Here is a 23,726-nt window from a genome sequence, read left to right on the forward strand (position 1 = left end):
ATTTTTAAAATTACCAGTCGACAAAAATTACTTTGTTTTTCCAGGCCAGTTTTACGATTCCTATATTCCAGGTAATCTTATCCAGCAAGATGTCCTGTGTTTTTCTTTCTACAAGAACTTTCGGATTATCTCCGGTCAGGATTATTTTTCCGGGTCTTTGTAAATATTCATTTTGCAGCAAGGCGACAGAGGAGTTCTTCATAACCGGCCAGTGGTCCAAAGCTGCCTGAAGCATTTCAGTACTGTGTTTTTTGAATTCTTCCGACAGTATGATGTTTCGGTTAATGGTCTGGTTAAGCGGAATGTTGCACAGTAATTTTTCGAACAGCATTTCATTTTCATAATCCTGTTCTTTTGCTGTGGCGGTATAGTGTAAAAGATGTGCTGCAACTTCCGGATCCTTTATCGTATTGTCTTTGTTGAGTAATCCGCAATTCAGGAAAAGCTGTTTCACGAAAGGATGAATCAGAATCAGTCCGGCATTGTTTACGTAATGATTGGCCGGGACCTCAGCAATTTCTTCCTTTAGAAATAAAGGCGATTCGAGAATTTTGGCCTCTTTGGTTTCGTCACGATTTAAAACAGGGTTCACTGCTGCAACCTTATTTTCGGAGGCCGGGCTGTCAACCGTTTGGGAGCACGAAGGTACCGTTGTGGTATTGCTGTTTTTTTTAAGTAGCTCCAAAGCTTTTTGTGCCAGCATAGTGGTTAGTTTCAGGACTTCAGGAGCAAGATTACTCAGTACATCCAAAACGGATCTGTCTGTGATTTGCTTATTAAGTTGTTCTGCAACAAATTTCAGGTCGTATTTTCGAACCGCATCAAAAGAAGCCATCAGGAAAACTAATTTCTCTTTTACGATACTTTCGTTGTACTTTAATACTATTGACAGGACGATATCCCAAACTAGATTTCGCTGATGCAATCCTGTCTTAGATTGTGAAAGAACAGCCGTCATATTGATTTTAATCCTTTCGATATTTTTCGATATCGTTTCTTCAGCAGCTAATTCTAAAAGGAAGGTGTTTTTTAAAATAGTGAAAATCTGGTCATCTGATAATTGTTTGATAAAGCGGATTCTTATGGCACGGCTCGCTAAAGCACTCATTAATTTAACGCCAAAAGCTTTGTCTTCGATCATTTTTTCAAATGAATCTTCTGCGGTTGCTTTAGGCGTGCTTCCTGAATCATACCACCATGAATGGGTTCCGGTTTCTAAAAAACTGAAGAAGGCATTCAGGTCTTTTTCCTTATTCTTAACGAGTTTATACTGTTCCGTATCAAGAAAACCCTGTTCCATTTGTTTCCCGATTTGTTTCCGGAACTGATCCATAATTTCAATCTTCAGGCTATTAAAATCAAGATCATGCGCTACAGCAAGATCCATGTTTAATTTTTCGATCTGAATACTATGCAAGGGCATTTTTTTATCGAGCGTATCAAAATACGTTTCTAAAAGCGGAAATAATTCTGCTTTTAGAAACGTGTCCAGATTGTCTTTTAGGAAATACGCATTTTTTTTGGAAGGCGTATTCACCTCAACAAATAACTTATTGATACTATGTCTTTCGGAGATCTGCATTTAGGCTAAATTTTCTAATTGTAATTTGATTCCGTTTAAAATAAATTTCAATCCTTTAAATGACAGTGCCACATCTTCAAGGAATTTTTTTAGTGTTCCTTTAGGATCCGTATTGTATTTCATTTCTATAAATCCTTTTAACAGCGTTTCAAAACGGGTTGAAATGGTGGTAATCTGTTTTTCAAATTCATTTAGCCGGTCTGGCTTCTGACATTTTAAAATATGATAAAACAGCGAGATATGGTTTTCGACAAGGAAACTCAGTATGTTTTTTTCTGTGACAGTTTTAGCATTTCGTACCGCTGATAATAAACTATCATAAACAAGGGCGGTAAACATTTCTGCCAGTTGATTATTAAATTCGCCATTTACAAAACCATCCACTTGTTTGTCAACAGTCATAAACTGTTTTTCAATCTGGTCTGTCAGATCAATAGTTTCAGGACTAAAATTTTTAAATTCGCGACGCAGTTTTATTCTTCCTATTTCTTCGATTGCTGTTTTGGTAAACGTGCTTACACTTTCCAGACATGGATTTGTTTCAACTTGTTCCTTAAGAATAATTTCTTTGGCCTCTGTGCTTTCACCGCATCTTTTATTCATTGCCGTAAGTGACACTGTGATAGATCCGCTGTCATATTTGGAGACAGAGCGAATGATTGGGTCTTTGGATTCTGTTTCTATTACTTCTCCCGAAATGTCCCACACATATCTTTCTGCATCTGCAGCATTATTGGTGAGGATAAGATCGTCGCCTTTTATCGCATAATTAAAGCGTGCTAACGGCGGATTTTGCAGGGTAATGACAAGATCTGTAGGTTTACCATTCGCCAGTATAATGACTTTGTCTACATTTTCAGGAACATCATAACCAATAAAAACATATTGGCCTGAATCATCCTGAGAAACACCGTGACCACTTAAGATTACCTTGTTTTTGGATTCGATGGTAAGAACATAGGGTGTATCGTCATTTCTGCAGATATATTTACTTTCAATGCTAACCCTGATATCCGTAATTTCAAAAACGACCGAATGTTTTACGGTATAACTGCAATTTCCATTTTCGCCCACAACAGTTACAGGAAAAGAAAAACCTTCTTTAACAGGCAATTCATAAGTATAAATACGCTGCATTTTTGTCTCGTTGGTAATGACTTTTTCGCTTCCGTCGCCAAAATCCCAGCTGTATTTCATGCCTTCCTGATTTTCTCCGGTAATGGTAAAATCAGCCGTAACTTCATTGGTTGTATCTGATTTTGTGATGTCAATTGTAAAATCAAATTTTGGCTTTCTAAAAATGGTTACTTCACATTTTGTTTCAAAATTATTAACCGTAAAAGAGATGGGTTTCCCTATCAGTTCTTCGCTGACCAGTTTTGGATCAAATATAAATTCGCCATATTCATTGGTGGTAACCCCTCCGTTTAAATCTTCGTCGATATCCGCTTTTACAAAACCTCCGGTTGGGGTAACATGAAATAGATAATACGGACTTGTTTCATCAAAACAGAGTTTGTTTACCGGTAAAGACAGCGTGATGAAGTTATCATCGCAGCATAAATAAGGCAACGTAAAGTCGGCTACTATTGGATTCAATACAATCGATTCGCCATTATCGCCCTCTTTTTCAAAATCACCGGCCAGGGAGTTCCCGCGTGGAAATTCATACGGATATCCATACCCATAATAGTACGGATACTGGCTGTATTCGCCTTCGATATAAATCATGACAAAAGTACCGCCGGGTGCTACACCGCCTTTATGCTCGTAGCCATGGTTTTTGTTGAGGTAGTACGAGGTGAAGTTCTCCATCACTTCCTGTGCTTCGTAGGCATTTATGGCCAGTACCGCTACATTAAATCCCAGACCATTCTGACGTCTGATGTCCTGAATGGTTTTGAGGGCCTCTTTGTAATTTTTTCCGTGATGCCCTTCAATTCTATAGAAATCATGGTCTTCCCTGATTTCCAGCGGACGTTTTGTATTTAAAAGGTTGTCGTGATAACTCCTGTTGCTGCGTTGTTTTCCTAAGGCTGTTTTTTCGTAGTCCCAAAGTTCAATAAGGTGATTCCCCACATTGTTATAAAACGGAATCGCTTTTTTACCCAAAACGCCTAATTCAAAACTCGGTGTAATTTTTATGGCATTGTAATTAACATTATAATTGGCCAGGAGTTGCACACAGCGTTTGATAAGGCTGTACAGTTGCTGTACGTCTGTATTTTTTCCGTAGCAGATTTTGATTTCCTTGCCTTCCAGATCGATGACAAATTCGGCTATTGTTTCTTCTGTACCAGGTTCCGTAAGCGGATCCAGTGTTAAACAATCGTTGCGCGTCGTCAGGTTTTGACCCGTAAGCAAAGGCGATTTGTAAAAAGCGTGTCGGTATTCAAAGCAAGGTCCGGTTTTTAGGACTTCTCCAAGCATTAAGTGTTTAGGGAACGATGTAATGTCCGGACAGCAAAATTCACCATCCATATTCGCTAGCAGAAGCTTTATCTCGTTGTACGTATCTATCAAATCGTTGAGAAGATCATATCGGTACTGAAAATCCGGAGGGACATTATTTTCGTTGAAACTGTATAATTCGTTGAGGTTTTTTTTAATGGAGGCCAGCATGAGCGGCATTTGTAAACCGTTCAGCAGGATTTCAAAACCATCACGCAGTTTGTTCACTACATTGTTTTTAAAGATACCATTGGTGAATTTCTTTTTTACTTCATAATAATTGGTGAAGTTTTCCGGCTGCAGTACGATGCGGTTGGACAGGATTTCGGGTAGTTTATGGTACAGGTTAGCGAAATTGGTGGCCGTAATAATTGTATCATTGCTGTTTATTTGTGCGGCCACAGCTTTGCTCACCAATAGCGCTTTGTGATTGCCAATGATTTCCAATCCCTGGTTATCACACGAAAGACTGACGCAGAGATCAAGGTCTTTTTCATACGATTCTAAATACAATAGTGCTACGGCATCATTGACATCCAGTCCCGTATTGTCTTTCAGGTATTGTATGGGGAAAGTATTGGCATTATCAAGTACCTGCTGTTCGTAGGTCAGGAGTTCGAAGATTTCAAGCTGCTCACTGCCATTGTAGAAATACGGTTTGTAGGCTGCCTTTTTATTGTCGTGTATTTTATAATGCGTGTATTGTTTGCTTTCAAAATCAATAATTTTTCCACCATTCGGAATTGTATTGTAGAGGTGAAAAAGATCACCATCAGTAGTTATTCCGCTGCCTTGTGTTATGGAGATGAGTTTTGCAGCCGGATCATAAGAAACCTGGAAACCGCAAATGATTCCCACGCCACTAAGACCAATTCTGGAAATACGGTCCTGATCATCAAAATAATCTACAATCTCGTTAAGATGTCCTTCTGTAAGTACCTGGTTTTTTGTAAATTTTCGGTACAGCGTTATTATGGTTGAAAGTTTTGCTAACATGTTGAATGGTATTTATAGTGATCCTAAATTTGTTTTTCCTAGTATTATTTTTTCGAATTGATTTTCATTTTCGTCGCTGCAATCAAATAGTCTTCCCGTAGGATATAGATTGCTGAGGCTGGATAGGGATTTAATAAAGGGTATTAATTCTGTTTCCGGTTGTTCCTGGTTCAGTACGGTTTTAGCAAACAAATAGGCTTTGTAAGTGTTTTCAAGCTGTAAAAGTTCATTTTCTGCCGGGTTTTCGATTTCATTTTTCCGATGTCCGATCCAGCAGATTTTTGCCAGTACATGTGCCGGTAATTCTTCCTTGATTACTTTTTCCATATAATTCCTGAAATCGGTATTGGCGAAGCGAAGGGTATATCCGGGCAATACAATACTCACACGATAGGAGTAGGGGTCCAGAGGTTCGCAGTTTTTGCACTCATCGGTACAAATCGGTAAAAAGGTTTCCGGATTTACCGTAGTCAGATTCACATCCGGGCGAAGCATCATGTGTTCGACTATAAACATTCCTTCCTCTGTAAAAACTTCTTTCATGAAATAAATCAGGTCCAGAATAGATTGTTTTACTTCCTCGAGGGTGTCATAGTACGTATAGCGTTTTGCAATAATCCGGTCGGCATTGTCTTCGTCTTTTATTAGCGGATTAATAATATCATACGAATATTTACCGGAATCGGCCTGATGAATCTGAATGTTATCAATAATTTCAGGATCCGAAATTCCGTTTTTAAAGGCCTCTTCCACATTATATTCACGAGTCTGGATAATTTGCAAAACGGCAAAATACAATTCCCTGTTGGCGGCTGAGGTATCGTAATACTCGTCGGTTGCCGAAAGGATGATATTGTTTTCCGTATCCCTGATTCTCCATCGGTAGACCAGCTGATTGTCGGAATCGATAAAGTGGTATAAATCAACAAATGAATCTGAAAGGTGTCTGCGGTTGTAATCTTTGATGCCCAGCAGTCTTGAAATTCGCTTTTTTACGCCCGAAACATTATCGGTATCCCATAATTTGCTATTCGGCTGTTTGTAATAATTAAAAGAGTTGCCGCGGTTTTTGCTTACGATTTTATAATCTTTCAGAAAGTCTTCTTTGGTTTTCAGGACCACTTCGTCTGTAGCTGCACCGTATATGCTTTTGTTGATGAAAACATATTCGGAAAAACGTTCTGCAAAACGCCCTAAAAGGTGGTCCAGAATATTATTTCTTCTGTCAATATTATTGTCCAGTTGTTTAAAAAGTATTTCAGTCAGATATTCATCATTGTTTTCAGGATAATCGCTTACCAGTTCACTTAGTCCGTCGATATCTTTTATCGCCTGGGTAAAGAAGGTTTTGGTAAGATTGCCGCTTACCGAAAGCATTTCATTCACCTGACCTAAATGTTTAAAATAGCTGCCCAAAATCTGATCAAAAAACAAGAGATAGCCTTTAAGTTGTTTCGCTTGAGATTTTCGGGTTACGGTGGCTCTTGTTGGCAAACCATTTTCGCCAATCCCGTAGGTATCCGGAAAATCGTTTTGTATGGTAGTATAACTTTCTATGTCAAGATAGTTGCCATTCGGCAGTTTTAGTTCTTTATTATGACCTGAAAAATCGGTGGCTTCGTCTTTGGCCGCTTCAAATTCATCCAGATACAGCTGTACTTGCGTTTTGTTGATATTCAGCGGCAGCAGGCCTTTGTTATAATTGAAAACACTTTTATAACAGATTACAGGTTTTTGGTATTCTTTGAGGCAGATCAGCCATTGATTGGCATCCGGTTCGCCGTCACCGCAATTTCCGAGGGAGATGTCTTTGATGGTGATCACTCCGGGAACATTCATTATTAATTTTATAATATCCGATAATCGTACTTCACTGGTCAGTTCCGCTTCGATCAGCTCTTTGGTATCTATAAAACCATTTTCCAGAATAGGCCCGTCAAAAATTTCCAGGGAAGTATATCCCTTATCCATCATTTGCTGCACCGAATAGAAATTGACTGTTGTTGATAAATAACCATCCAGTGCCTGTAAGACAAGCGCATGCACCATCTCTTCATCGGCCTGGGTATCTACCTCAATGCTGGCACAGATTTTTATCGGATATTCATCTACTTTTATAATATTGATCAGGTCCTCGCACAGATTCCTGTTGGCATGGTATTTTGCTCTTATTTTTTCTTTGACACTATTGATTTCAGAAGGCTTTTTGCTTTCAAAATCTACATAAAGGTCATATAATCCTTTAAGCTCAAACTGTTTTTTAAAGCCTCTCGGCACTTCAGTAAAATCTTTATAATCATAAGACAGCTTATCCTCTTTGCAATTGACATACACTGTTTTTTTGTGTTTGGCCGGCCAGCAATTTTTAACACCGTCAATATCGATAAACAGCTTTCTGTAATCGAGGGCCGTTACCGGACTTGTCGGCAGTACCTCGGAGGCTTTAAAAAACTGCGAAGCAATGCCTTTACTCTTTTGGTCGGAGGCGAGAATATTTTCGATCGGAAGATCCATTCGCATGCCAAGATCGGTTATGGCGTAGCAAAGCATCTCCAGCATTGTGATACCCGGATCATGCGAGTTAAAATCAGTCCATAATCTGCCCCCAAGCTGTTCGATATACGCAATACCTTTTTTTCTCAGGTAAAAGAAATCCAGGTCGTCCTCGGTGGCGACTTTTTTCGGAATAGTGCTATGTGGATTTAGTATTGACATGTTTCTGGTGCTTGAATATTAGGAATTTTACAAGTTTTTATATCGGTAGAAATAATATGGTTTTTTACCGATACAAGAATGCGTTTTGGGTTCGATGGCGACACTACAGGTAAAAATTCAAGTGCAGCCTGATAAGCAGGATCGTTTACATTTTCGGGTTCTGTAGGATCTTCCAGTTTAGCCATTTCCAGTTCGGCCAGATAGTCTACATAATATAATTTTTCGATGTAGTCTATCACGGTGCTTCGGTGCAGCTCAATTCCGAAAAGAATGTCCTGAGAGGTGTCAAATGCCCACGGGGACAGGAATTTTGCAATATCCTCATTCAGTTGTTTTTTATAAAAATTCTCATCGTATTCCGCATAAAAACGGACACTTAATTTCACGACGACTTTTTCATACTCCGGATTAATGACCACTGCCTCTACATGCATGCTGTTCAGGTTGCTGATGTAATGCTGAATTTTATTTAAGGTTGCCGTACTCACTCTCGGCTCATAGATATCAAATACATTTTTGTTTATAATATCCGGCACTACAATAAGCGTTACATCGCCTGGTGAAAGAAAGGAATTGTTAGCGTTATTGGTATGGTTCAGGCATTTTACGCGGAATACTTCGGGAAATTCCTGAAGGATCAAATGCTCATAATCCCAAAGTGTGATGGCCCTGTTTTTGTGGCGCAGGCGTTCGCTTACACGTTTGTAATACGTATCATCCGACTCCTGCGGTTTTCCGTTAAAAGAATTAAAAGGCTGTGATACACTTTTAACCTGTGTTATTCTGGTAATAAGTTTCGAAATCGTTTCGGCAGGCAGTCCTTTTTCCAGATGCGACAATTCATTGTCATTGTCGAAAAATTCAGCGGTAACAACCTGTGTTTTTATATCGATTACTTTGCAGACGGCATCATACGCCTTATGCATTTTTGCTTTGATCCAGATGAGGTTGTCCGGCAATAAAGTATTGTTTTTTGTGGCCTGCTTTGGAATATTAAATTTCAGGATACCGGACTTTAAAAAATTATCTATGGAATTTCCCAGAATATCATTGTCAAGATTTTTCCACTGGTTATCGCAAAGAACAAACCATTCTACTTTTTGTTTTCCCGTAAAGGATTCCGCCAGCGGATTTTCACTTCCTTCCAGAATCTGAAACAATAAAGCCACCTGCTGTGAAGTTTCTGCTTCATCAAGGCCGATATAAAATTCGCCGCCATTACAATAATCAGGAACCAGACGGCTTGCAATTGTGCTAGTGCCCTCAAGAACCGCTTTTTGTCTAGCCAGCTTTTTTAGATAAGAATGCTCTTCACCCTGACCGAAAGGGGCTTCATGAAATAACTTTATTCGTTCTGTCCCGAATTGTTCCTCGGTTTCATTAGTGAAATTGGTGGTTTCCTCTGCTGTATAATTCAAACTGATCGATTCTGCAAAGGGCGTATACGCTTCATTTGGAATAAGCGTTTCGGGAATTTTGCTCATGATGGCGAGCGTATATATTTTTGGATATAAAGCATGCAGGAAGGACTGGTTTAAAGTCAGTCGGATGGGGCCGCTTTTATCCACATCATAAGTGTTTCCTGCCACGGAGAAGATGGTTTGATACAACGCATCTTTCTTTGCGAACAATACTGTTTCTTTACTTTTTTCCTCCCAGTTTTCTTTATTTAATACAGAAACTGTCGCTTTAAAATAAGCATCCGAATCTACAATAAGATCTGATGTATTCGAATTCAGGACAAGCTTGCCTTTCTCCGGAGTCTCAGCGGGAATATTTTCTTTTGGTTGTGGATCTTCCGGCTGGTTGGCAGACAATTCCTTTACGATTTCTTCGGTAAACATTCCCTGATAAAAAATGTTTTTGCTTATGGTCGTAAGATATTTGCTTTTGTAAGCATCATAGTGAGTCTGGAAAGAAGCTGGCGTATTTTTCCAATTGATCGTAATGTCAACATTTTTCCATTTTTTCGAAAAGATCTCCGGATAATTAATCAGAAAGGAGGAACCTTTAACGGGTTGTGTCGTAAAAGGATAGAAAGGTTTGGCGGCGTTTAGCAGACCAGTGTCGCTTTCCAGTGCTAAAGATTTAACATCTTTTACGGCTACCTTTACGATAATGTCACTGATGGTTTTGGTCACTAAATTTCGGAATAAATAATGCCCCTTTTTATTTTCGGTATGAATTAAAAATCGGATGACAGGCTGCGTCACGGCGAAAGATTCACCCAGTATTTTCTCATTGTAATTGACAATAGCCGGAGTGTCTTTTGGAATCTGAAAGACAAGTTTTAACTGATTTCCTGAAATAGCTGATGCAGCAGCTGCACCATTCAGTTTAAAATCACCCAGCCATTCTTTTTCGCCACTGCAAAAAATACTGATGTTATCGGTAAGATCGTTCACGGTAAAAGGCCCGGATTGAAAATTAAAGGCCTCCTTAAAAGTGATGGTGATGTCAATATTTCTTTCTCCTTCCTGTAATTCCAATAGGGGAGAAGCGATGGCAAATCCCAGTTTGGCCGCTGGCAGTTCCGTATATTTTTCTTCGGCAGAGGTATAGCCGAAAGGCAGCCAGTATTGTGATCCCTCTTTGAGGCTTTCACCTTTTCCGTCGAGTGAATTAGCCACAGCACTGAATTTTATTTCACCTAATTTAATGTCATTATATACACTTTTTAGTTGTGTAATCTGAGCTTTATTGGCAATTAGTTCCTCGGTAGTTTTATAAATAAGTTTGTTTCCTTCAGCATCTTTTCCGGCATCTAACTGCGTTTTTGATGCAATTCGTTCTTCGGTACTTTTTTTGGCCAGTTCAAAAATAATATGCACTTTATCAGCTCTTGCCGGAAGTTTTTCGATTTGAAGGATGTCTTTATAAAAGAAATCGAGGTGTTTTTTTGTAATTGAATTGAAACGTGTTTTAGAGAATTCCAATAGCTTTAGGAAACACACAAAAAGCGTCATATGCGGAGTCAGCGTACCTTCAAATTCAATGTCTTTGAGTATTTTTGATATATTTTGTTTTAAGGCGGTATAAGGTTTGTCTTTTCTGTACGGAATATCGTTTGGTAAACCAAAGTGGTTAAAAATCTCCTGCCAGTTACCGGATGCATTTTCGCTGTCGTTGGTCTCAAAAAAATTAACCTGTTTAGCGAAGTTATAGGTAAAGAGTAACCAGTCCTCCATATCAAAGTCGTGGAGCTCCAGGTTTTCGGGATCGAGAATAGAATTCAGCCGATCGCCCTGGTCTGTACCATTTCTTTTAAATAATATATCGTTTGTATGGTCGCTGTTGTTACACATAATATTATTAAATATGAACCCCGAAGGGTATAATTCATTAAACGTTTCATTAAAAACTTACAAGCATAGCTTTACTTTTTTTCCGCAGACCGCAATTTTTTGCCACGCCCGAAAGCGATCAGGACAAAGGATTTAAATGGATTAAAAATCTGCCTGATCTGCTAAATCTGCGGGAAAAAATTACTCTAGCAGATTTGGCAGATTTTGGAGATAAAAAAATCATTCTCCTCTCTTTAATCTGTGGCGAAATATTTTAGCACATATTTTGCCTTATGAATTATCACCCTGAGCGGAGTCGAAGGGCGTTCCAATTGGCACACGGGGCTTCGACTTCGCTCAGCCTGACAATCGATTTTCATTATGCCTGACAAATATGAGTTGCTCACCCTGGCAATTGACTTCGCTCAGCCAGACAGTGAACAATAACAATGTCCCACCCACAACTCACAACCCAAAACTCACAACCCAAAACTCAAAACTCAAAACCCATAACTCATAACTCAAAACTCATAACCTAAATATTAGTTCCTTCCTCCATATAGAAAGGATAAACCATATTCGTCCTTGAATTCGTTGCTCTTATTTTATAATCTAAAACCACTAATAATTCGCCGTTTAAATCATCTCCCTGGCTGATGTCGATTTTCTCTACATCAATGCGGGGTTCATGGTATAAAATGGCGGTTCTTATTAATTCGGACACAAAGGTTTTTAGTGTTCTGTTCAGCGGATTAAAAAGAAGTTCCTCCATATTGCAGCCGTATTTAGGGAGCATAATACGTTCTCCTATTTTGGTCGACAATAAGATTTCGAGACTGCTCTTAATATCCTCCTCATCAGAAATCATTACAACTGCATTTGTTGTTTTCTTAAATTCGGGTGGAAAACTCCATCCGGTTCCCAAAAAAGCTTTTTCACTTTCCATAATTAACCTATTAAAACAGTTGCTAATCCCGCTACGATTGTTCCGCCATGTGCGGTGGAGTCTCCCATTCTGGCTGCAGGTTTCCCGCCAATCAAAACCGTTGAAGAACCCATTGCGATGCTGTCCGGCGGACCGCTGCACGTCGCCATGTCCCCGACACAGGCTGCCGGAACGCCGCCAATTAAAACGGTCGGTACGCCTGCAGGTAAAATCGGGCCGCCCACATGCGGAACGGTTGCTGTTACCATTGGGCAAACATGCATATCTGAAACTCTTGCGGCCGGTGCTCCCATGATTTTAATTTATTTGTACAATACTTCCTTTTAAGACGGCAGTGGCTCCTGATGATACTTCTGCGCCTGCGCTTCCTTCTGCCTTAAATTGTGCGGTGGCACTTACTGAAACATTGGTCCCTTCAATTTTTACATCTCCGGTAGCTTTGAGTTCAATGTTTCCGGCACTTTCCATTTTGATGCCCTTGCTGTCGATGGTGATGACGTTCGAATTTTCATCTTCGATAATAATGACCCCTTTGTCTTCATCAAGCGTGATTTTTTTACCCGCAGGCGTTTCAATGCCGATTGATTTTTTTTCATCGTCAAATACCACCTTCATTTCGCTCCGGGTTACAATTCCTTTCTGGTGATTGGCATCGGCAGCTGTTATCGGAGCGGGTTTTCCACTGCTGTGAAGCATTCCCAAAACGATGGCGTTGTTCGGATCTTCGTTGATAAAACCGATGATGACTTCATCTTCAATTTCAGGCCTGAAAAAGAAACCCCTGTTTTCCCCTGCATCCGGAGAAGCTACGCGGCACCAGATGCCCTGTTCTTCATTGTTGATGATCGGAATCTTTACTAAAATCCGGTCTTCGCCATTGGGGTCACTTTCGAGCTGCGTTACAATTCCGGTGTGCAGCCCTTTTATGGCCGGAATGATCCCGGAACCGGTGGGTGTATGGATGTCGAATGTTTCAGAGAACCATTCCGGATTCAGTCCGAATTGGGCATCGATTGTCCAGTTTCCTTCAGAGATTTCATGAAAAACCCCGGTGATGTACGCTTTTCCGTTGAACCGGTCACCAACGCCTTCGAGCGTAATGATGGTATTGGGTTTTACGGCAGGTATTCCCTGAAACTTTACCCTTCCGCGGATTTTTGATAATTGCTGAAAGAGCAGCTTGGCATCGGCCCAATCCTGAAGTTCCACATCCGATATATTGCCGCCGTGACGCAATTCGAGGTTTTCCAATTCGATGGTTTCGGCCAGATCTGAAGGGCTTAAATTTCCGTTTAAGGAAACAGCCGGATCATTCGCCTCAATTTCTACCAGCTCCTGATTGCTGTAATCCCAGCTGTACGAAGACACTTTTGCGAATTGGTTTCTGGCATCTATCTCAGCGTCAAAGTCCAGTAAACTGGCTCCGAAAGTGACCGTTTCAACAGACGCTGCCGTTACATTGGGTTTGCTGATGGTGATTTTGCCATTCTCCACAAAACAAAGTTTACCGCTGGCCTGTGCCCGTGACACTATAAAATCCCAATCGGAGGTATTGTACTGAACCAGTTCTTTGTGACTGAAATTGGTCGCCTCTACCTCTTTTTCCAATCCGTACGCATCGATAATTTCCTCGAAAGCTTCGCTGTCTTTGACGTCATAGAAATATTTGCTCTTTCTGCCGATGGTCAGTTTTACAGCTTCGTCTTTGCATTCGATAATCAGCAGTGAAGCACCACTTTTTATTTTGATGGAATGCTTGATGACAATGCCTTTGTAAATCGTTTCTTCATCGTTATGGTAACCGGCCGTTATTTCAATTTTTTTACCCGGAATCAATAAATCTTCATTGCTTAATTTAAAATCCCTTTCAGAAGCTTCCCCGTCTGTCAGAATAATTTGGGCCATAGGAATCCGGTTCACCTCATTTTGTACCACAATATTTTTTACCTGATAGGTTTTAGATAATTCCTCGCCTTCAATTAAAATTTTATGCGTTACTAAATCGGCACTTTTACTGGTTTGTATGACTCCGCTGTTGTTCATCAGGATTGTTTTTGTAAGGGTGGGAAGAATAGTTTTTGCCCGGTTTTTAGTTTTCTGAAATTGACAATGTTATTGACCCTGGCCACTTCCAGATAATACTTGGAGTCGCCGTAGATCTTAAAGGACATCAGAGGCAATGTATCACCTTCGGTTACCGTTCTGTAATGGGTCAGGTCGGGTGATTTATTGTTTTCTTTTGCAGCCCTTAAGTTATCCTCTACAAAACCCTGGAATTTTCCTTTTGCAATCGCCCTGATTGGGGTACCGTCGGGTTTGAAGAGTTTGAATTCCACGTTCATTTCGGTCATTGCCCCCTTAAAGAGCAGCGTTCCCCAGGAAATAATCAGGTAATTGGGCTTGTGCTCGTCGCCGTTGTAATCCAGGATGACTTTCTTGAATTTCTCAATGTCGTCAATGATCCCGTCGTCAGAACTGGCATAGCCGTTAATTACCCCCGAGCGGTCAAACACAAAATCGAGTTCCAGGTTTTCGGGTAATTTTTTATTGAACTTCGGAGAAACCGTACTCGTGCCGGCAGCCTGAGTGTCATCGGTTTCAATCTTATAGTGATAGGTGTACTTCTCCGGATTCATTAAAGTGGAAAATTCACCATCCGCAATCTTGTTGTTAAATTCCGGATCACTATACGCAACCACCTTGAGTTTTTCTAATTCACCAGCCATGTCAGCGTTCTTTTTTACGTTCTATAATTTTCATAACCTGTTCTACACATTCGGCTACCGGATCGTCGCCGTTGCTTTTTGAAGCTTTGGCCTGAGCATTTGGTTTTGATCCTTCGTCGACGTTTATCCTGATGTGAAGCTCTTTTATTTCTATCGGCATGACTAACTTTTTATTAAAGTGAAATAATTGTAGGTAAGCTCAAAGTTTTCGACAACGAGCTTACTTTCTTCAGCATTAAAATCCTCAACGGCCCATTTTATGGGATAAGCATGCACTACATTCCATGAAACCAGGGGCTGATGTTCCTCGTCCAACAATTTGATGGTCAGGTTGACCGGCTTAAACGAGAAGTTTTCGATCGCATCCCGACACCAGTCGATAACGGCAGAATCAATCAGCATTCCCCTTTTTAAAGTCAGGTTTGGATACTTGGTCTTGACCGGAAGTTTGTGTTTGAATCTGTTTTCACCACCTTCGGCTATCTCTTCAGTTTCAATATCGACAGATAAACCGGAAACCGATTGAAACTGATGGTCTTTTGCCTGCGAGCCAAGACCTTCAAATTCAACTAAAAAGTGAAAACCGACAGGTGGATAATAGTTAGCCATGATTAATCATTTTGGATCGATAAACCTTCATGAACCAATTCCATTGATTCGATAGCCACTTCGTTTCCGTCGGCTTTCAGATCAGTCGACTGTACTTTGGTTGGCCATGCATTTTTGACTTTCCAGGTAATCACCGGTTCGTGTTCCTCGTTTAGAAGTTTGATGGTAATGTCCCTTCTTTCGATAGTGTTTAGTTTTACCGTATTCCACCAGGTGTAATACTCATTATCGCTTTTAAAAGTGCCTCGTTTCATCGTGATATTAGAGAACTTCTGCATACCCGGCATCTTGATTTTGCTGTACTCCGGGCTTGCGCCCTGACGGTACTCGATAACTTCGGTTTCTACATCTAATCCGGAGACCTCTGTAAAACCTATTTTTGTTCCGCCCCAGTCCACTGAGAAATGAAACTTTGATAATGGATAACTCATGATTTATATTTTTTTATGTTGATAGATTAATTAAGATTCCTGCATTTTGTGAGAGAAACGAAGGATGATAAATTCTGCCGGACGCACGACTGCCATTCCGATTTCGACAATCATTCGGCCTTCCAGGATATCGAGAGCCGACATCGTCTGACCCAGTCCGACCCTTACATAAAAAGCCTGTTCCGGTTTTGCCCCGGCCAAAGCCCCGGCTCTCCACTGAAGAATTAAGAAATTCTCGATCATGGCTCTGACTCTGATCCAGGTATTGGCATCATTAGGCTCAAATACAAATTGTTCCGTTGCTTTTTTGATGGATTCTTCGGCCATATTGAAGAAGCGTCTTACGGGTACATAACGCCATTCGTTGTCATTACCTGCAAGGGTTCTTGATCCCCAAATCAAGGTTCCCTTGCCTGTAAAACTTCTGATAGCGTTGATGGATTTACCGGCTACGGTATCAACATTCAGATTATCCTGATCGCCATTTGTTATTTTTAATGTTGGTTTGATCACATAATTAATTCCCACATTCGCAGGTGCTTTCCATACCCCTCTGTTGGAGTCGACACGGGCATAGATACCGGCAACCGCGCTGCTTGGAGGAAGTGTAAGAGGCAATGCTCCGATTTCTGCTTTGATGGCATTGTAGGATTTGTTGTCTAAGCCCTCAATATCACCCAGATAGCGGCCGTTCATGGCGCCATTGTTCACATCAGTTGTGGTAACAAGGCCTATTTCATTCTTAATGTTGGTTACAAGAGTTACGATATCGTCTGTTCCTGCTGAAAGATTGAATACGTCAACCGTAATATTCAGAGCAGGATCCGGTAAATTGATGATTGAATCCGGTGCAGTAAACGTAAGAAGTTTGGCAATCTCAGCAATTACGTTGGTGGTATTGGTTTTTACATTTTGTGCCACTTTCAGGTTGGTGTTGGATGCCTTTAGTTTGGCAGTCAGATCTTCAAGATTGTCCCTAACGCTTTCTATTTTGTTATTTCCTTCAAATAAATTGACAAAAAGATCCAGCGCTGTCTGAAGTGCATCTCCCGAATTGGCCACTTCTTCTACAGAAGCAATAGCCGATTCGGCAGCATTTTGAATTTTATCCTTATCTGAAATCAAAGTGTTCAGATTGGCCGTCAGTGTTTCTAAAATTGGAATAAATGCAACAGTTTTTGCTACCGTAAAGGTTTCAGCCGGCGGGTTGGCGGCATTATTGTATCCTGCTGCACTGTCTATATACGAAAGGACATCGGCAACACTTCCGGAGATCGAATCGTCTGTGGCATCGGCATCACTATCGGTTACCGAGATTAAGCTGGCCGCGGTCAGTGTAACAGTCGCCAGAGCATCTTCCACTTCACCAAAAGCAGTTGATATTGCATCAGGAACGTTGGTTACGTGTCTGATTAAAATATCTTCTTCATTGTAGCGATAGTCAAGGATAGTATCCAGGTAAGGATAATAGGCAGCACCATATTTAAGGTAATCTTTTTCAAGAGCAATTTTACTTCTTAAGGTTTGGGAATCTCCTCCAATATCGTTAGAAGTATACGTGTCAATAATCGTGAATCGATCCTGCAGATCGTGGCACTGCATGAGGGCCTCAGAATACAAACTGTAAAATTCGTCTACGCCCAATGCTTTTGCATCCGGAAAGAGTATCAATGTAGGTTCGTCTTCTGCTTCCAGTAAATTCAGTCCGGCTGTCAGATCGGCAAAAAGAACAGGATTTTGATTGCCATTGACATCTTCGTAGTTTCTCACCGAAATGATATAACAAGGTCCGCCTCCATTGGCAAAATACAGCTGAAGTGCATAATACATCAGAAATGGTTTTGGCGAACTCGGCTGGTTCACCACAATATTTCTTTCGGTTACTACATTGTCCGTTACCACGTCTGTGACATCTACAGAGATGGATTCTTCAGGATATGCAAATCCGAAATAGGTTTCATAATCCAGTAAAGAAGTAATTCGGGTAGGAACCCTGTCCAGATCGTTGTCGGTTTTTTTAACAGCTTTTTCTGTATAGCCAATAAAAGCGGGAATTGCTGTTTCGACCTGAGCAACAGAAGGAGGGAACTTTACGATTTCCTCAATGTATACGCCAGGTGTTTTGTAAGTTGTTGCCATAATTGATTGTTTTAATTATTAAATAAATATTTCCGAATAATAATCACCATTATTTTTTGTTATTGATTTTACAGAAGGGTTAGGATATTGGCTGTCTGCTGACTGCGGCGGAGTAAAGTCCGTAAGCGGATCAATTTCAACAAAACCCGAGTAGGTGAGCGGTTTAACAGCATTGGTTTTAATTTCAGTTGCTGCTTTCCTGTTGATGTATTTCCAAAGTGTTTTACGGTTATCGAAATGAATCTTAAAATTGGGACTTAACATTTTGCCTGCATTCGTCACAATATTTTTGGCAGCTGTATCGGCTTTCATCTGTAGTGAAAGCATTCCGAAAACACCACGGCTTTCTGCTGTATGGAATTCCGATAAGAAATGAGTGGTTGTTTCTTCTGATACTAAATAGTCATTTGAAATCAGGATATTCTCATTGAATTTCGGAATGTACTGAAACGTTACCGGTTCCGTGGAAGGCTTTACGTTGCTGAATAAAAACATTTGGTTTAGTACAAATTCCAAATCGGTGTAATGCTCAAACTGAAAGTCTTTTATCGCGATTATAAAGTCCAGTTTCAAATCAGGAGGAACACTTATGTAGGGATCGGCTGTATCGTTTTCTTTCACTTTGATGTAGACTCGGAATCCGGTTTTGGTGGGCTTAAATGCCATTTTGTAGTTTCGTAACCGGGTGCTGGTTTCGACCGTTGGCGTTATGGCGGCAAAGGAATCGTTATTGAATTTTTGCAGCATCTTTTGTTTATCTGCTGCCGACATGCCTGCATAAGTGGCCTCACCACTGTTCAGAAAATAATTGTGCAAAAATGTTACTTCAAATAACAATCCGTATGTAAGATTAAAACTCATGACTGCTCTTTAGTTTTGGTTATACCTTTTACTTTGCTGATCAGTTGTCCTTCGGCCTGAGGAATATTGCGTTCAATTTGTATCATGCTAACTTTGTATAAAGCCGACGGGAATTGTTTGCCGCCCAATGTTCCCCAGATGTAATTCAGCTCTTCAAAAGTGGGCGTGTAAAGCTCTACCGAGAATCTGAAGTTGTCAATATTGGTCATGGCCACATTATTTCGGTTGTAAATAGTGTTGGCCTGGGTAAAAAGCTTTTTACCCTGAAAAAAGGCTATGATTTTCGAAATATCATTAAGCGAATTGATGTATTTATTTCTGTTGGCGCTAAAAAGCAAGTACAGATTTAGATTAATGATGCTGTTTTTATAAATGGTCTTGGTATTTTCGATTGCATGATTCGGAAAGTTCTTTAAAGTAGCCTCCTCATCCAGATTGATTAGAGTCAGTGCCACCTTATCTTCTAAATTGCCGGATACGATTTCGTTTTGGGACTCTAAAAAAGCAATATTTTCGGCCACGACGGTTTTATCCAATCCGATTTCGTCGAGATAGTTGTTTACTTGTTCCGTAATTATCTGAATAACTTCAAAAATCATCTTATGACAGGTTTTAATACATTTAATAGTATTGTTAATCAAGCAGGTATTTTTGTTTTTAAAAGCGACATCCTGTTTATGACAGCATAATTTGAATTTGCTGACGGATGCGATCTAAGGCTTAGATTTTAAAATAAAGAAGTGGGGGCTTCCGGCGTACTTTCAATTGGTACTAAATCGAGTGCTAATTGAATTGTCGAAGTTATATAAAGCAAGAGGTATGATAAAAGGGGAAAAACACCCTTTTTTTTAAGGTTAAAATACTGATTATTAAATACTTGTTGTTAAACAAGGTTTTGTTTCCCACAACCGGATTGACAAGATGTAAAAAGTACAGGATCATAGTAACAACACGCCATTTGTCATTCCGAGGAACGAGGAATCACACTAGCAGCATACGCACTGTTGGCGAATACCGGATGAAATTCCTCTTTCCTCGGAATGACAAGCTGTGTGAAAATCAAATAAAAAAATTCCGGGTTTCTTTGAAACTTTGTCTTAATAAGGGGAAACATTCAATTTTGTAAAAAGATTATTCGCATTCATTTCATGCCTCAAAAACATCCAGAAAATAAAATCCCTATGATAATTTGTAATGGAAATAGTATATATTTGAAAATAAATAATGTGTAATACTAACCTATACATTTACCCCAAAATTTGGGAAGCTTTGTGTGCTTGTTTTATATATGAATAAGTTGGCAGCAATTTTTGGGAACGAATAATAAAATAAACTAAAAAAGAATGACTTTCATTAAAACAATTTCTACATTTTTAATTACGCTTTTAATTGTACCAACAACCTTTGGACAAGAATCTAAACACAAAACAAAAATTTTATTAATTGGAACTATTCATTTTGAAACACCGCACACAGATAATTTTGAACTAAAAGTAGACGATTTCTTGAGTGCTAAGCGGCAAAGTGAATTAGAAGACTTAACTAATGCTCTGTCTCAAACAAAAGCGACTAAGGTGATGATTGAAAGACCAATTGAAAATCAACGTTCCAGTGACAGTTTGTATACTTTATATGTAAAGGGTCATTATAAACTTACAGTTTCAGAAAGAGAACAAATTGGTTTTAGGTTAGGTAAAAAATTAAAATTAAATCGAATTAACTGTGTAGACAAATTCTATGCAATGCACGATAGCTTAATGGCTGCGACTGCAAAAGAAAATAATCAGCTTTATTTGCTAAAAGATTTAGGGACCGAAGCCAATGCAATGCTAAATGCTTATGATGCTACATTGAAAAAAGGCACCATAACAGAAGTTCTAAAATACATAAATAAACCAGAAGAATTAAAAAGAAACTTATCGCTTTATCTAAAATTTATCGCAAAGATTGGAGCAGGTAAAAATTTTGCAGGGGCAGAAGCTGTATCAGAATGGTATTTAAGAAATCTTGCTATTTATTCAAATATTACAAATCAGGTTGAACCTTCGGACAAATATGTTATTTTAATTTTTGGACAAGGACATATTCCTATATTAAAACACCTGCTACAATATAATGACGACTTTGAAGTCGTTGAATTAAGTAGCGTACTAAAATAGGAGTAGATGAAAAAACCGCTTTGATAACTATAACAACAGGATAGATAAACTTTAAAATTAAGAAGCGAATTTGTATATTGTTCTGCTAAAATTAGCGATGCCAGGCAGATACATTTTTAAAACACCGGCTTCAAATAATTTCCGTTCATTTTAATAGAAATAGTCCAGATTATGAAAAATTCTTTAATGCTCTTCATAGCAATCTTAGCTTTTACAGCGTGCTCAAAACATCAGGAAAAAAAATATGTAGCGATTACCGGAATAGATTCCACATTGCGGCCTGGTGATGATTTTTTTAAATATGTAAATGGCAAATGGTATGATTCTGTGTCAATACCTGCATCTCAGGCCGGAGTGGGTGCCTATATGTTTATGAATTACCCACAACGAATGCGCCTGCAAGGAATATTAGACAGTCTTTCGCAAAGCAAGAATTCAGCAGGGAGTATAGCACAAAAGGTAGGAGACTTTTATGCATCAGGCATGGATACTGTAACTATTGATAAACGCGGTTATGCCCCTATCAAACCTCTACTTGCTAAAATTGAAGCCATTAACGATTTACCCTCCTTAATGAATTTTGTAGTTAATCAGGCAAAGGTTAATAATCCTTCTATTATTGCTTTTGGAGTGTCACCCGATCAGAAAAACAGTAGTATGAACATTGCTGAAATCTATCAAACCGGTATCGGTTTGCCGGACAGGGACTATTATTTCAAATCAGATTCATCAACTGTTGCCATACAGGAAGCGTACAAAAAATACCTTACTACCTTATTTCAACAAACAGGCAGCAATGCCACAGAGGCTAAAAAGAACGCTGATCTGGTTTACGATATTGACAAACAACTTGCCGTTTCGCATAAGACAAAAGTAGAACTTCGGGATGTGCAGGCAAATTATAATAAAATGGCTGTGTCGGATCTTGCCAAAAGACATCCCAACATAGACTGGCCTACTTTTTTAAATAAGTTAGGAGCTCAAACCGATTCTGTTAATGTAGGCCAGCCTGCCTATTATGGGGCCCTAAATAAGCTTTTAAAAACCATTCCGATTACTAACTGGAAAATTTACCTCAAAGCAAATGCTGTAGAAAGATATGCAGATGATTTAAGTACACCTTTTGTTGATGCTTTATTTGACTATACTAAAGTGCTTTCCGGTCAGGCTGTTCAAAAATCACGTGGCGAAAAAATGGCTAATGTCGTTGACAATTATTTAGGCGAAGCGTTGGGTGAATTGTATGTAAAGAAATATTTTTCTGAAGATGCCAAAAAACGCATGTTAACCCTCGTGAATAATCTGCAAAAAGCGTATGCCATAAGAATTGACAAATTGGAATGGATGAGTCAAAGTACGAAACAAAAAGCGAAAGAAAAATTGGCAGCTATGACTAAGAAAATAGGATATCCGGATAAATGGAAAGACTACAGCAATGTACATATCGCCAGGGATACCTATTTTGAGAATATGGTATCGGCCGCTACAGCTGCGTATCAATTTCAACTGGAAAAATTGGGCAAGCCGGTCGATAAATCAGAATGGTATACAACAGTTCCAACAGTTACGGCATATAATAACCCTACGGCAAATGAAATTGTTTTTCCTGCAGGTATTTTACAGCCCCCATATTTTGATAATAATGCAGATGATGCACTTAATTATGGAGGTATCGGAATGGTTATAGGTCACGAAATCACCCATACTTTTGACGATCAGGGCGCTCAATATGACAAGAATGGAAACTTAAAAAACTGGTGGACAAAAGACGATTATGCAAAGTTTAAGTCAAGGATACAACAAGTTATCAATTTGTATGGTACCTACACCGTTTTAGGCGATCTGCACATTAATGGTGCCATGACAGTTGGCGAAAATACGGCAGATATTGCCGGAATAGCTGTTGCTTATGATGCTTTTAAAATGACCGAGCAAGGAAAAGGGAATGCAAAAATTGACGGTTTTACCCCAGACCAGCGCTTTTTTATTTCTATAGCCAAAATATGGAGAGTAAAAATGAAAGACGAGTTCCTGCGTTTGTGGATTAACAATAATCCGCATTCTCCACCAAATTGGCGTGTTAATGGTCCTCTAATGAATACGACTCCTTTTTACGAAGCATTTAATGTAAAACCCGGAGATAAAATGTTTTTACCGAAGAAAGACAGGATAACAATTTGGTAGTTCTGCTATCCAATTCTTCCTCATGAAAGCTGCGCAAATTTCTCTTTGATTTTTGCGCATTTTTTTATTCATTTCCTGAATAGAAAATAAATAAGGATATTTGTTTTAAAGTCAGATACTTTGCGGAGCGGAGGAATGGTTGTTACGGTGCTTTAGTCAAGACAATTATAAAAACCGCTTTCAATTTTTTGTTTTAATTTTTTTACGATTTTACGATAGGACCTGCTATTTTTTCTCGCGGCTCTTTTATTTTGAAAAGAGATAGGGTAATCTAGTAAAACCGTACCTAAATTAATTTCATAGCAATTTTTATCTGTAATTAAAATCTTTTTGGTTTTAATAAATGGCCCACGGATGATTAACTCGTCACCTTCTTTTGCTTCAATTTCAAATTTGCCATCATGATCTGTTTTTGTTTTTCTTTCCGTGCCCATTATTTCAATAGGAGCTTCATTGACTGGTAAAGGGATGCTTGCAAAATAAGAGTTATCAAAAACAAACCCTCTTATTAATTTGTTTTTTGTCACTGCTTCCTGTCCAAATGATACAATAGCCAGATGAAGGAAAAATAGCCATGTAATTTTTTTCATTTATTTTTGAAATTTTATTTTAAGTGTTTGAAACCTAAATTCTGCGTACTGAA

At 39.2% G+C, this 23,726-nt stretch carries 17 protein-coding genes; 2 read left to right on the plus strand and 15 right to left on the minus strand.

Annotation, left to right across the window (positions count from 1 at the left end; translation table 11 throughout):
- Nucleotides 1-10: 10 nt before the first annotated feature.
- The 14 genes from D0817_RS16280 to D0817_RS16340 all read right to left on the minus strand — a co-directional run bounded on the left by D0817_RS16280 (nucleotide 11) and on the right by D0817_RS16340 (nucleotide 19,339).
- Nucleotides 11-1,582: a contractile injection system tape measure protein gene (locus D0817_RS16280; protein ID WP_127339435.1), complete on the minus strand. Its 1,572-nt coding sequence runs from the start codon at nucleotides 1,580-1,582 to the stop codon at nucleotides 11-13.
- Nucleotides 1,583-5,029, minus strand: coding sequence for a PKD domain-containing protein (locus tag D0817_RS16285; RefSeq protein ID WP_127339436.1), 3,447 nt, complete (start codon nucleotides 5,027-5,029; stop codon nucleotides 1,583-1,585).
- A 12-nt stretch (nucleotides 5,030-5,041) separates the two neighbouring features.
- The gene (locus D0817_RS16290; protein ID WP_127339437.1) at nucleotides 5,042-7,744 is read right to left on the minus strand and encodes a baseplate wedge protein; all 2,703 of its coding nucleotides are present in this window, start codon (nucleotides 7,742-7,744) and stop codon (nucleotides 5,042-5,044) included.
- Nucleotides 7,732-11,049, minus strand: coding sequence for a baseplate J/gp47 family protein (locus D0817_RS16295; RefSeq protein ID WP_127339438.1), 3,318 nt, complete (start codon nucleotides 11,047-11,049; stop codon nucleotides 7,732-7,734). Before D0817_RS16295 ends, D0817_RS16290 begins: the two co-directional genes overlap by 13 nt.
- A 514-nt stretch (nucleotides 11,050-11,563) precedes the next feature.
- Nucleotides 11,564-11,974, minus strand: a complete 411-nt coding sequence (locus D0817_RS16300; RefSeq protein WP_127339439.1) for a GPW/gp25 family protein — start codon at nucleotides 11,972-11,974, stop codon at nucleotides 11,564-11,566.
- A gap of 2 nt (nucleotides 11,975-11,976) precedes the next feature.
- Nucleotides 11,977-12,267 carry a PAAR domain-containing protein gene (locus tag D0817_RS16305; RefSeq protein WP_127339440.1) on the minus strand — a complete coding sequence of 97 codons (291 nt, stop codon included), beginning with the start codon at nucleotides 12,265-12,267 and terminating at the stop codon, nucleotides 11,977-11,979.
- Nucleotides 12,268-12,271: 4 nt separating this feature from the next.
- Nucleotides 12,272-14,017 carry a type VI secretion system tip protein VgrG gene (gene vgrG, locus D0817_RS16310; RefSeq protein WP_127339441.1) on the minus strand — a complete coding sequence of 582 codons (1,746 nt, stop codon included), beginning with the start codon at nucleotides 14,015-14,017 and terminating at the stop codon, nucleotides 12,272-12,274.
- Entirely contained in the window at nucleotides 14,017-14,700 is a 684-nt protein-coding gene (locus tag D0817_RS16315; RefSeq protein ID WP_127339442.1) for a CIS tube protein, read from the minus strand. Before D0817_RS16315 ends, vgrG begins: the two co-directional genes overlap by 1 nt.
- Before the next feature lies 1 nt (nucleotide 14,701).
- Nucleotides 14,702-14,860, minus strand: coding sequence for a DUF5908 family protein (locus D0817_RS26025; protein ID WP_167470951.1), 159 nt, complete (start codon nucleotides 14,858-14,860; stop codon nucleotides 14,702-14,704).
- Between the two features lie 2 nt (nucleotides 14,861-14,862).
- On the minus strand, nucleotides 14,863-15,309 hold the full coding sequence (locus D0817_RS16320; protein WP_127339443.1) for a phage tail protein: 447 nt from the start codon (nucleotides 15,307-15,309) through the stop codon (nucleotides 14,863-14,865).
- Between the two features lie 2 nt (nucleotides 15,310-15,311).
- The gene (locus tag D0817_RS16325) at nucleotides 15,312-15,740 is read right to left on the minus strand and encodes a phage tail protein (protein WP_127339444.1); all 429 of its coding nucleotides are present in this window, start codon (nucleotides 15,738-15,740) and stop codon (nucleotides 15,312-15,314) included.
- A gap of 30 nt (nucleotides 15,741-15,770) precedes the next feature.
- On the minus strand, nucleotides 15,771-17,879 hold the full coding sequence (locus D0817_RS16330) for a phage tail sheath C-terminal domain-containing protein (RefSeq protein ID WP_127339445.1): 2,109 nt from the start codon (nucleotides 17,877-17,879) through the stop codon (nucleotides 15,771-15,773).
- 18 nt (nucleotides 17,880-17,897) lie between these two features.
- Nucleotides 17,898-18,740 (minus strand): hypothetical protein, encoded by an 843-nt coding sequence (locus D0817_RS16335; protein WP_127339446.1) that lies wholly within the window; start codon nucleotides 18,738-18,740, stop codon nucleotides 17,898-17,900.
- Nucleotides 18,737-19,339 (minus strand): Pvc16 family protein, encoded by a 603-nt coding sequence (locus tag D0817_RS16340; RefSeq protein WP_127339447.1) that lies wholly within the window; start codon nucleotides 19,337-19,339, stop codon nucleotides 18,737-18,739. Before D0817_RS16340 ends, D0817_RS16335 begins: the two co-directional genes overlap by 4 nt.
- Before the next feature lie 744 nt (nucleotides 19,340-20,083).
- On the opposite strand from D0817_RS16340, the gene D0817_RS16345 reads away from it, so the two are divergent.
- A complete protein-coding gene (locus tag D0817_RS16345) occupies nucleotides 20,084-20,899 on the plus strand; it encodes a DUF5694 domain-containing protein (protein WP_127339448.1) in 816 nt (271 codons plus the stop codon).
- A gap of 171 nt (nucleotides 20,900-21,070) precedes the next feature.
- On the plus strand, nucleotides 21,071-23,083 hold the full coding sequence (locus D0817_RS16350) for a M13 family metallopeptidase (protein ID WP_127339449.1): 2,013 nt from the start codon (nucleotides 21,071-21,073) through the stop codon (nucleotides 23,081-23,083).
- Nucleotides 23,084-23,235: 152 nt separating this feature from the next.
- Here D0817_RS16350 and D0817_RS16355 read toward each other — a convergent pair whose 3' ends face one another.
- Complete coding sequence (locus D0817_RS16355; protein WP_127339450.1) at nucleotides 23,236-23,673, minus strand: peptidase associated/transthyretin-like domain-containing protein; 438 nt, start codon at nucleotides 23,671-23,673, stop codon at nucleotides 23,236-23,238.
- Between the last annotated feature and the right edge of the window lie 53 nt (nucleotides 23,674-23,726).

This window comes from Flavobacterium cupreum, assembly GCF_003996965.1.
Classification (GTDB): Bacteria; Bacteroidota; Bacteroidia; order Flavobacteriales; family Flavobacteriaceae; genus Flavobacterium; species Flavobacterium cupreum.

Bases quoted from the DNA above. Each gene is read 5' to 3' on its own strand.
- D0817_RS16280 (WP_127339435.1), bottom strand. From the start codon at position 1,582: ATGCAGATCTCCGAAAGACATAGTATCAATAAGTTATTTGTTGAGGTG.
- D0817_RS16285 (WP_127339436.1), bottom strand. From the start codon at position 5,029: ATGTTAGCAAAACTTTCAACCATAATAACGCTGTACCGAAAATTTACA.
- D0817_RS16290 (WP_127339437.1), bottom strand. From the start codon at position 7,744: ATGTCAATACTAAATCCACATAGCACTATTCCGAAAAAAGTCGCCACC.
- D0817_RS16295 (WP_127339438.1), bottom strand. From the start codon at position 11,049: ATGTGTAACAACAGCGACCATACAAACGATATATTATTTAAAAGAAAT.
- D0817_RS16300 (WP_127339439.1), bottom strand. From the start codon at position 11,974: ATGGAAAGTGAAAAAGCTTTTTTGGGAACCGGATGGAGTTTTCCACCC.
- D0817_RS16305 (WP_127339440.1), bottom strand. From the start codon at position 12,267: ATGGGAGCACCGGCCGCAAGAGTTTCAGATATGCATGTTTGCCCAATG.
- vgrG (WP_127339441.1), bottom strand. From the start codon at position 14,017: ATGAACAACAGCGGAGTCATACAAACCAGTAAAAGTGCCGATTTAGTA.
- D0817_RS16315 (WP_127339442.1), bottom strand. From the start codon at position 14,700: ATGGCTGGTGAATTAGAAAAACTCAAGGTGGTTGCGTATAGTGATCCG.
- D0817_RS26025 (WP_167470951.1), bottom strand. From the start codon at position 14,860: ATGCCGATAGAAATAAAAGAGCTTCACATCAGGATAAACGTCGACGAA.
- D0817_RS16320 (WP_127339443.1), bottom strand. From the start codon at position 15,309: ATGGCTAACTATTATCCACCTGTCGGTTTTCACTTTTTAGTTGAATTT.
- D0817_RS16325 (WP_127339444.1), bottom strand. From the start codon at position 15,740: ATGAGTTATCCATTATCAAAGTTTCATTTCTCAGTGGACTGGGGCGGA.
- D0817_RS16330 (WP_127339445.1), bottom strand. From the start codon at position 17,879: ATGGCAACAACTTACAAAACACCTGGCGTATACATTGAGGAAATCGTA.
- D0817_RS16335 (WP_127339446.1), bottom strand. From the start codon at position 18,740: ATGAGTTTTAATCTTACATACGGATTGTTATTTGAAGTAACATTTTTG.
- D0817_RS16340 (WP_127339447.1), bottom strand. From the start codon at position 19,339: ATGATTTTTGAAGTTATTCAGATAATTACGGAACAAGTAAACAACTAT.
- D0817_RS16345 (WP_127339448.1), top strand. From the start codon at position 20,084: ATGACTTTCATTAAAACAATTTCTACATTTTTAATTACGCTTTTAATT.
- D0817_RS16350 (WP_127339449.1), top strand. From the start codon at position 21,071: ATGAAAAATTCTTTAATGCTCTTCATAGCAATCTTAGCTTTTACAGCG.
- D0817_RS16355 (WP_127339450.1), bottom strand. From the start codon at position 23,673: ATGAAAAAAATTACATGGCTATTTTTCCTTCATCTGGCTATTGTATCA.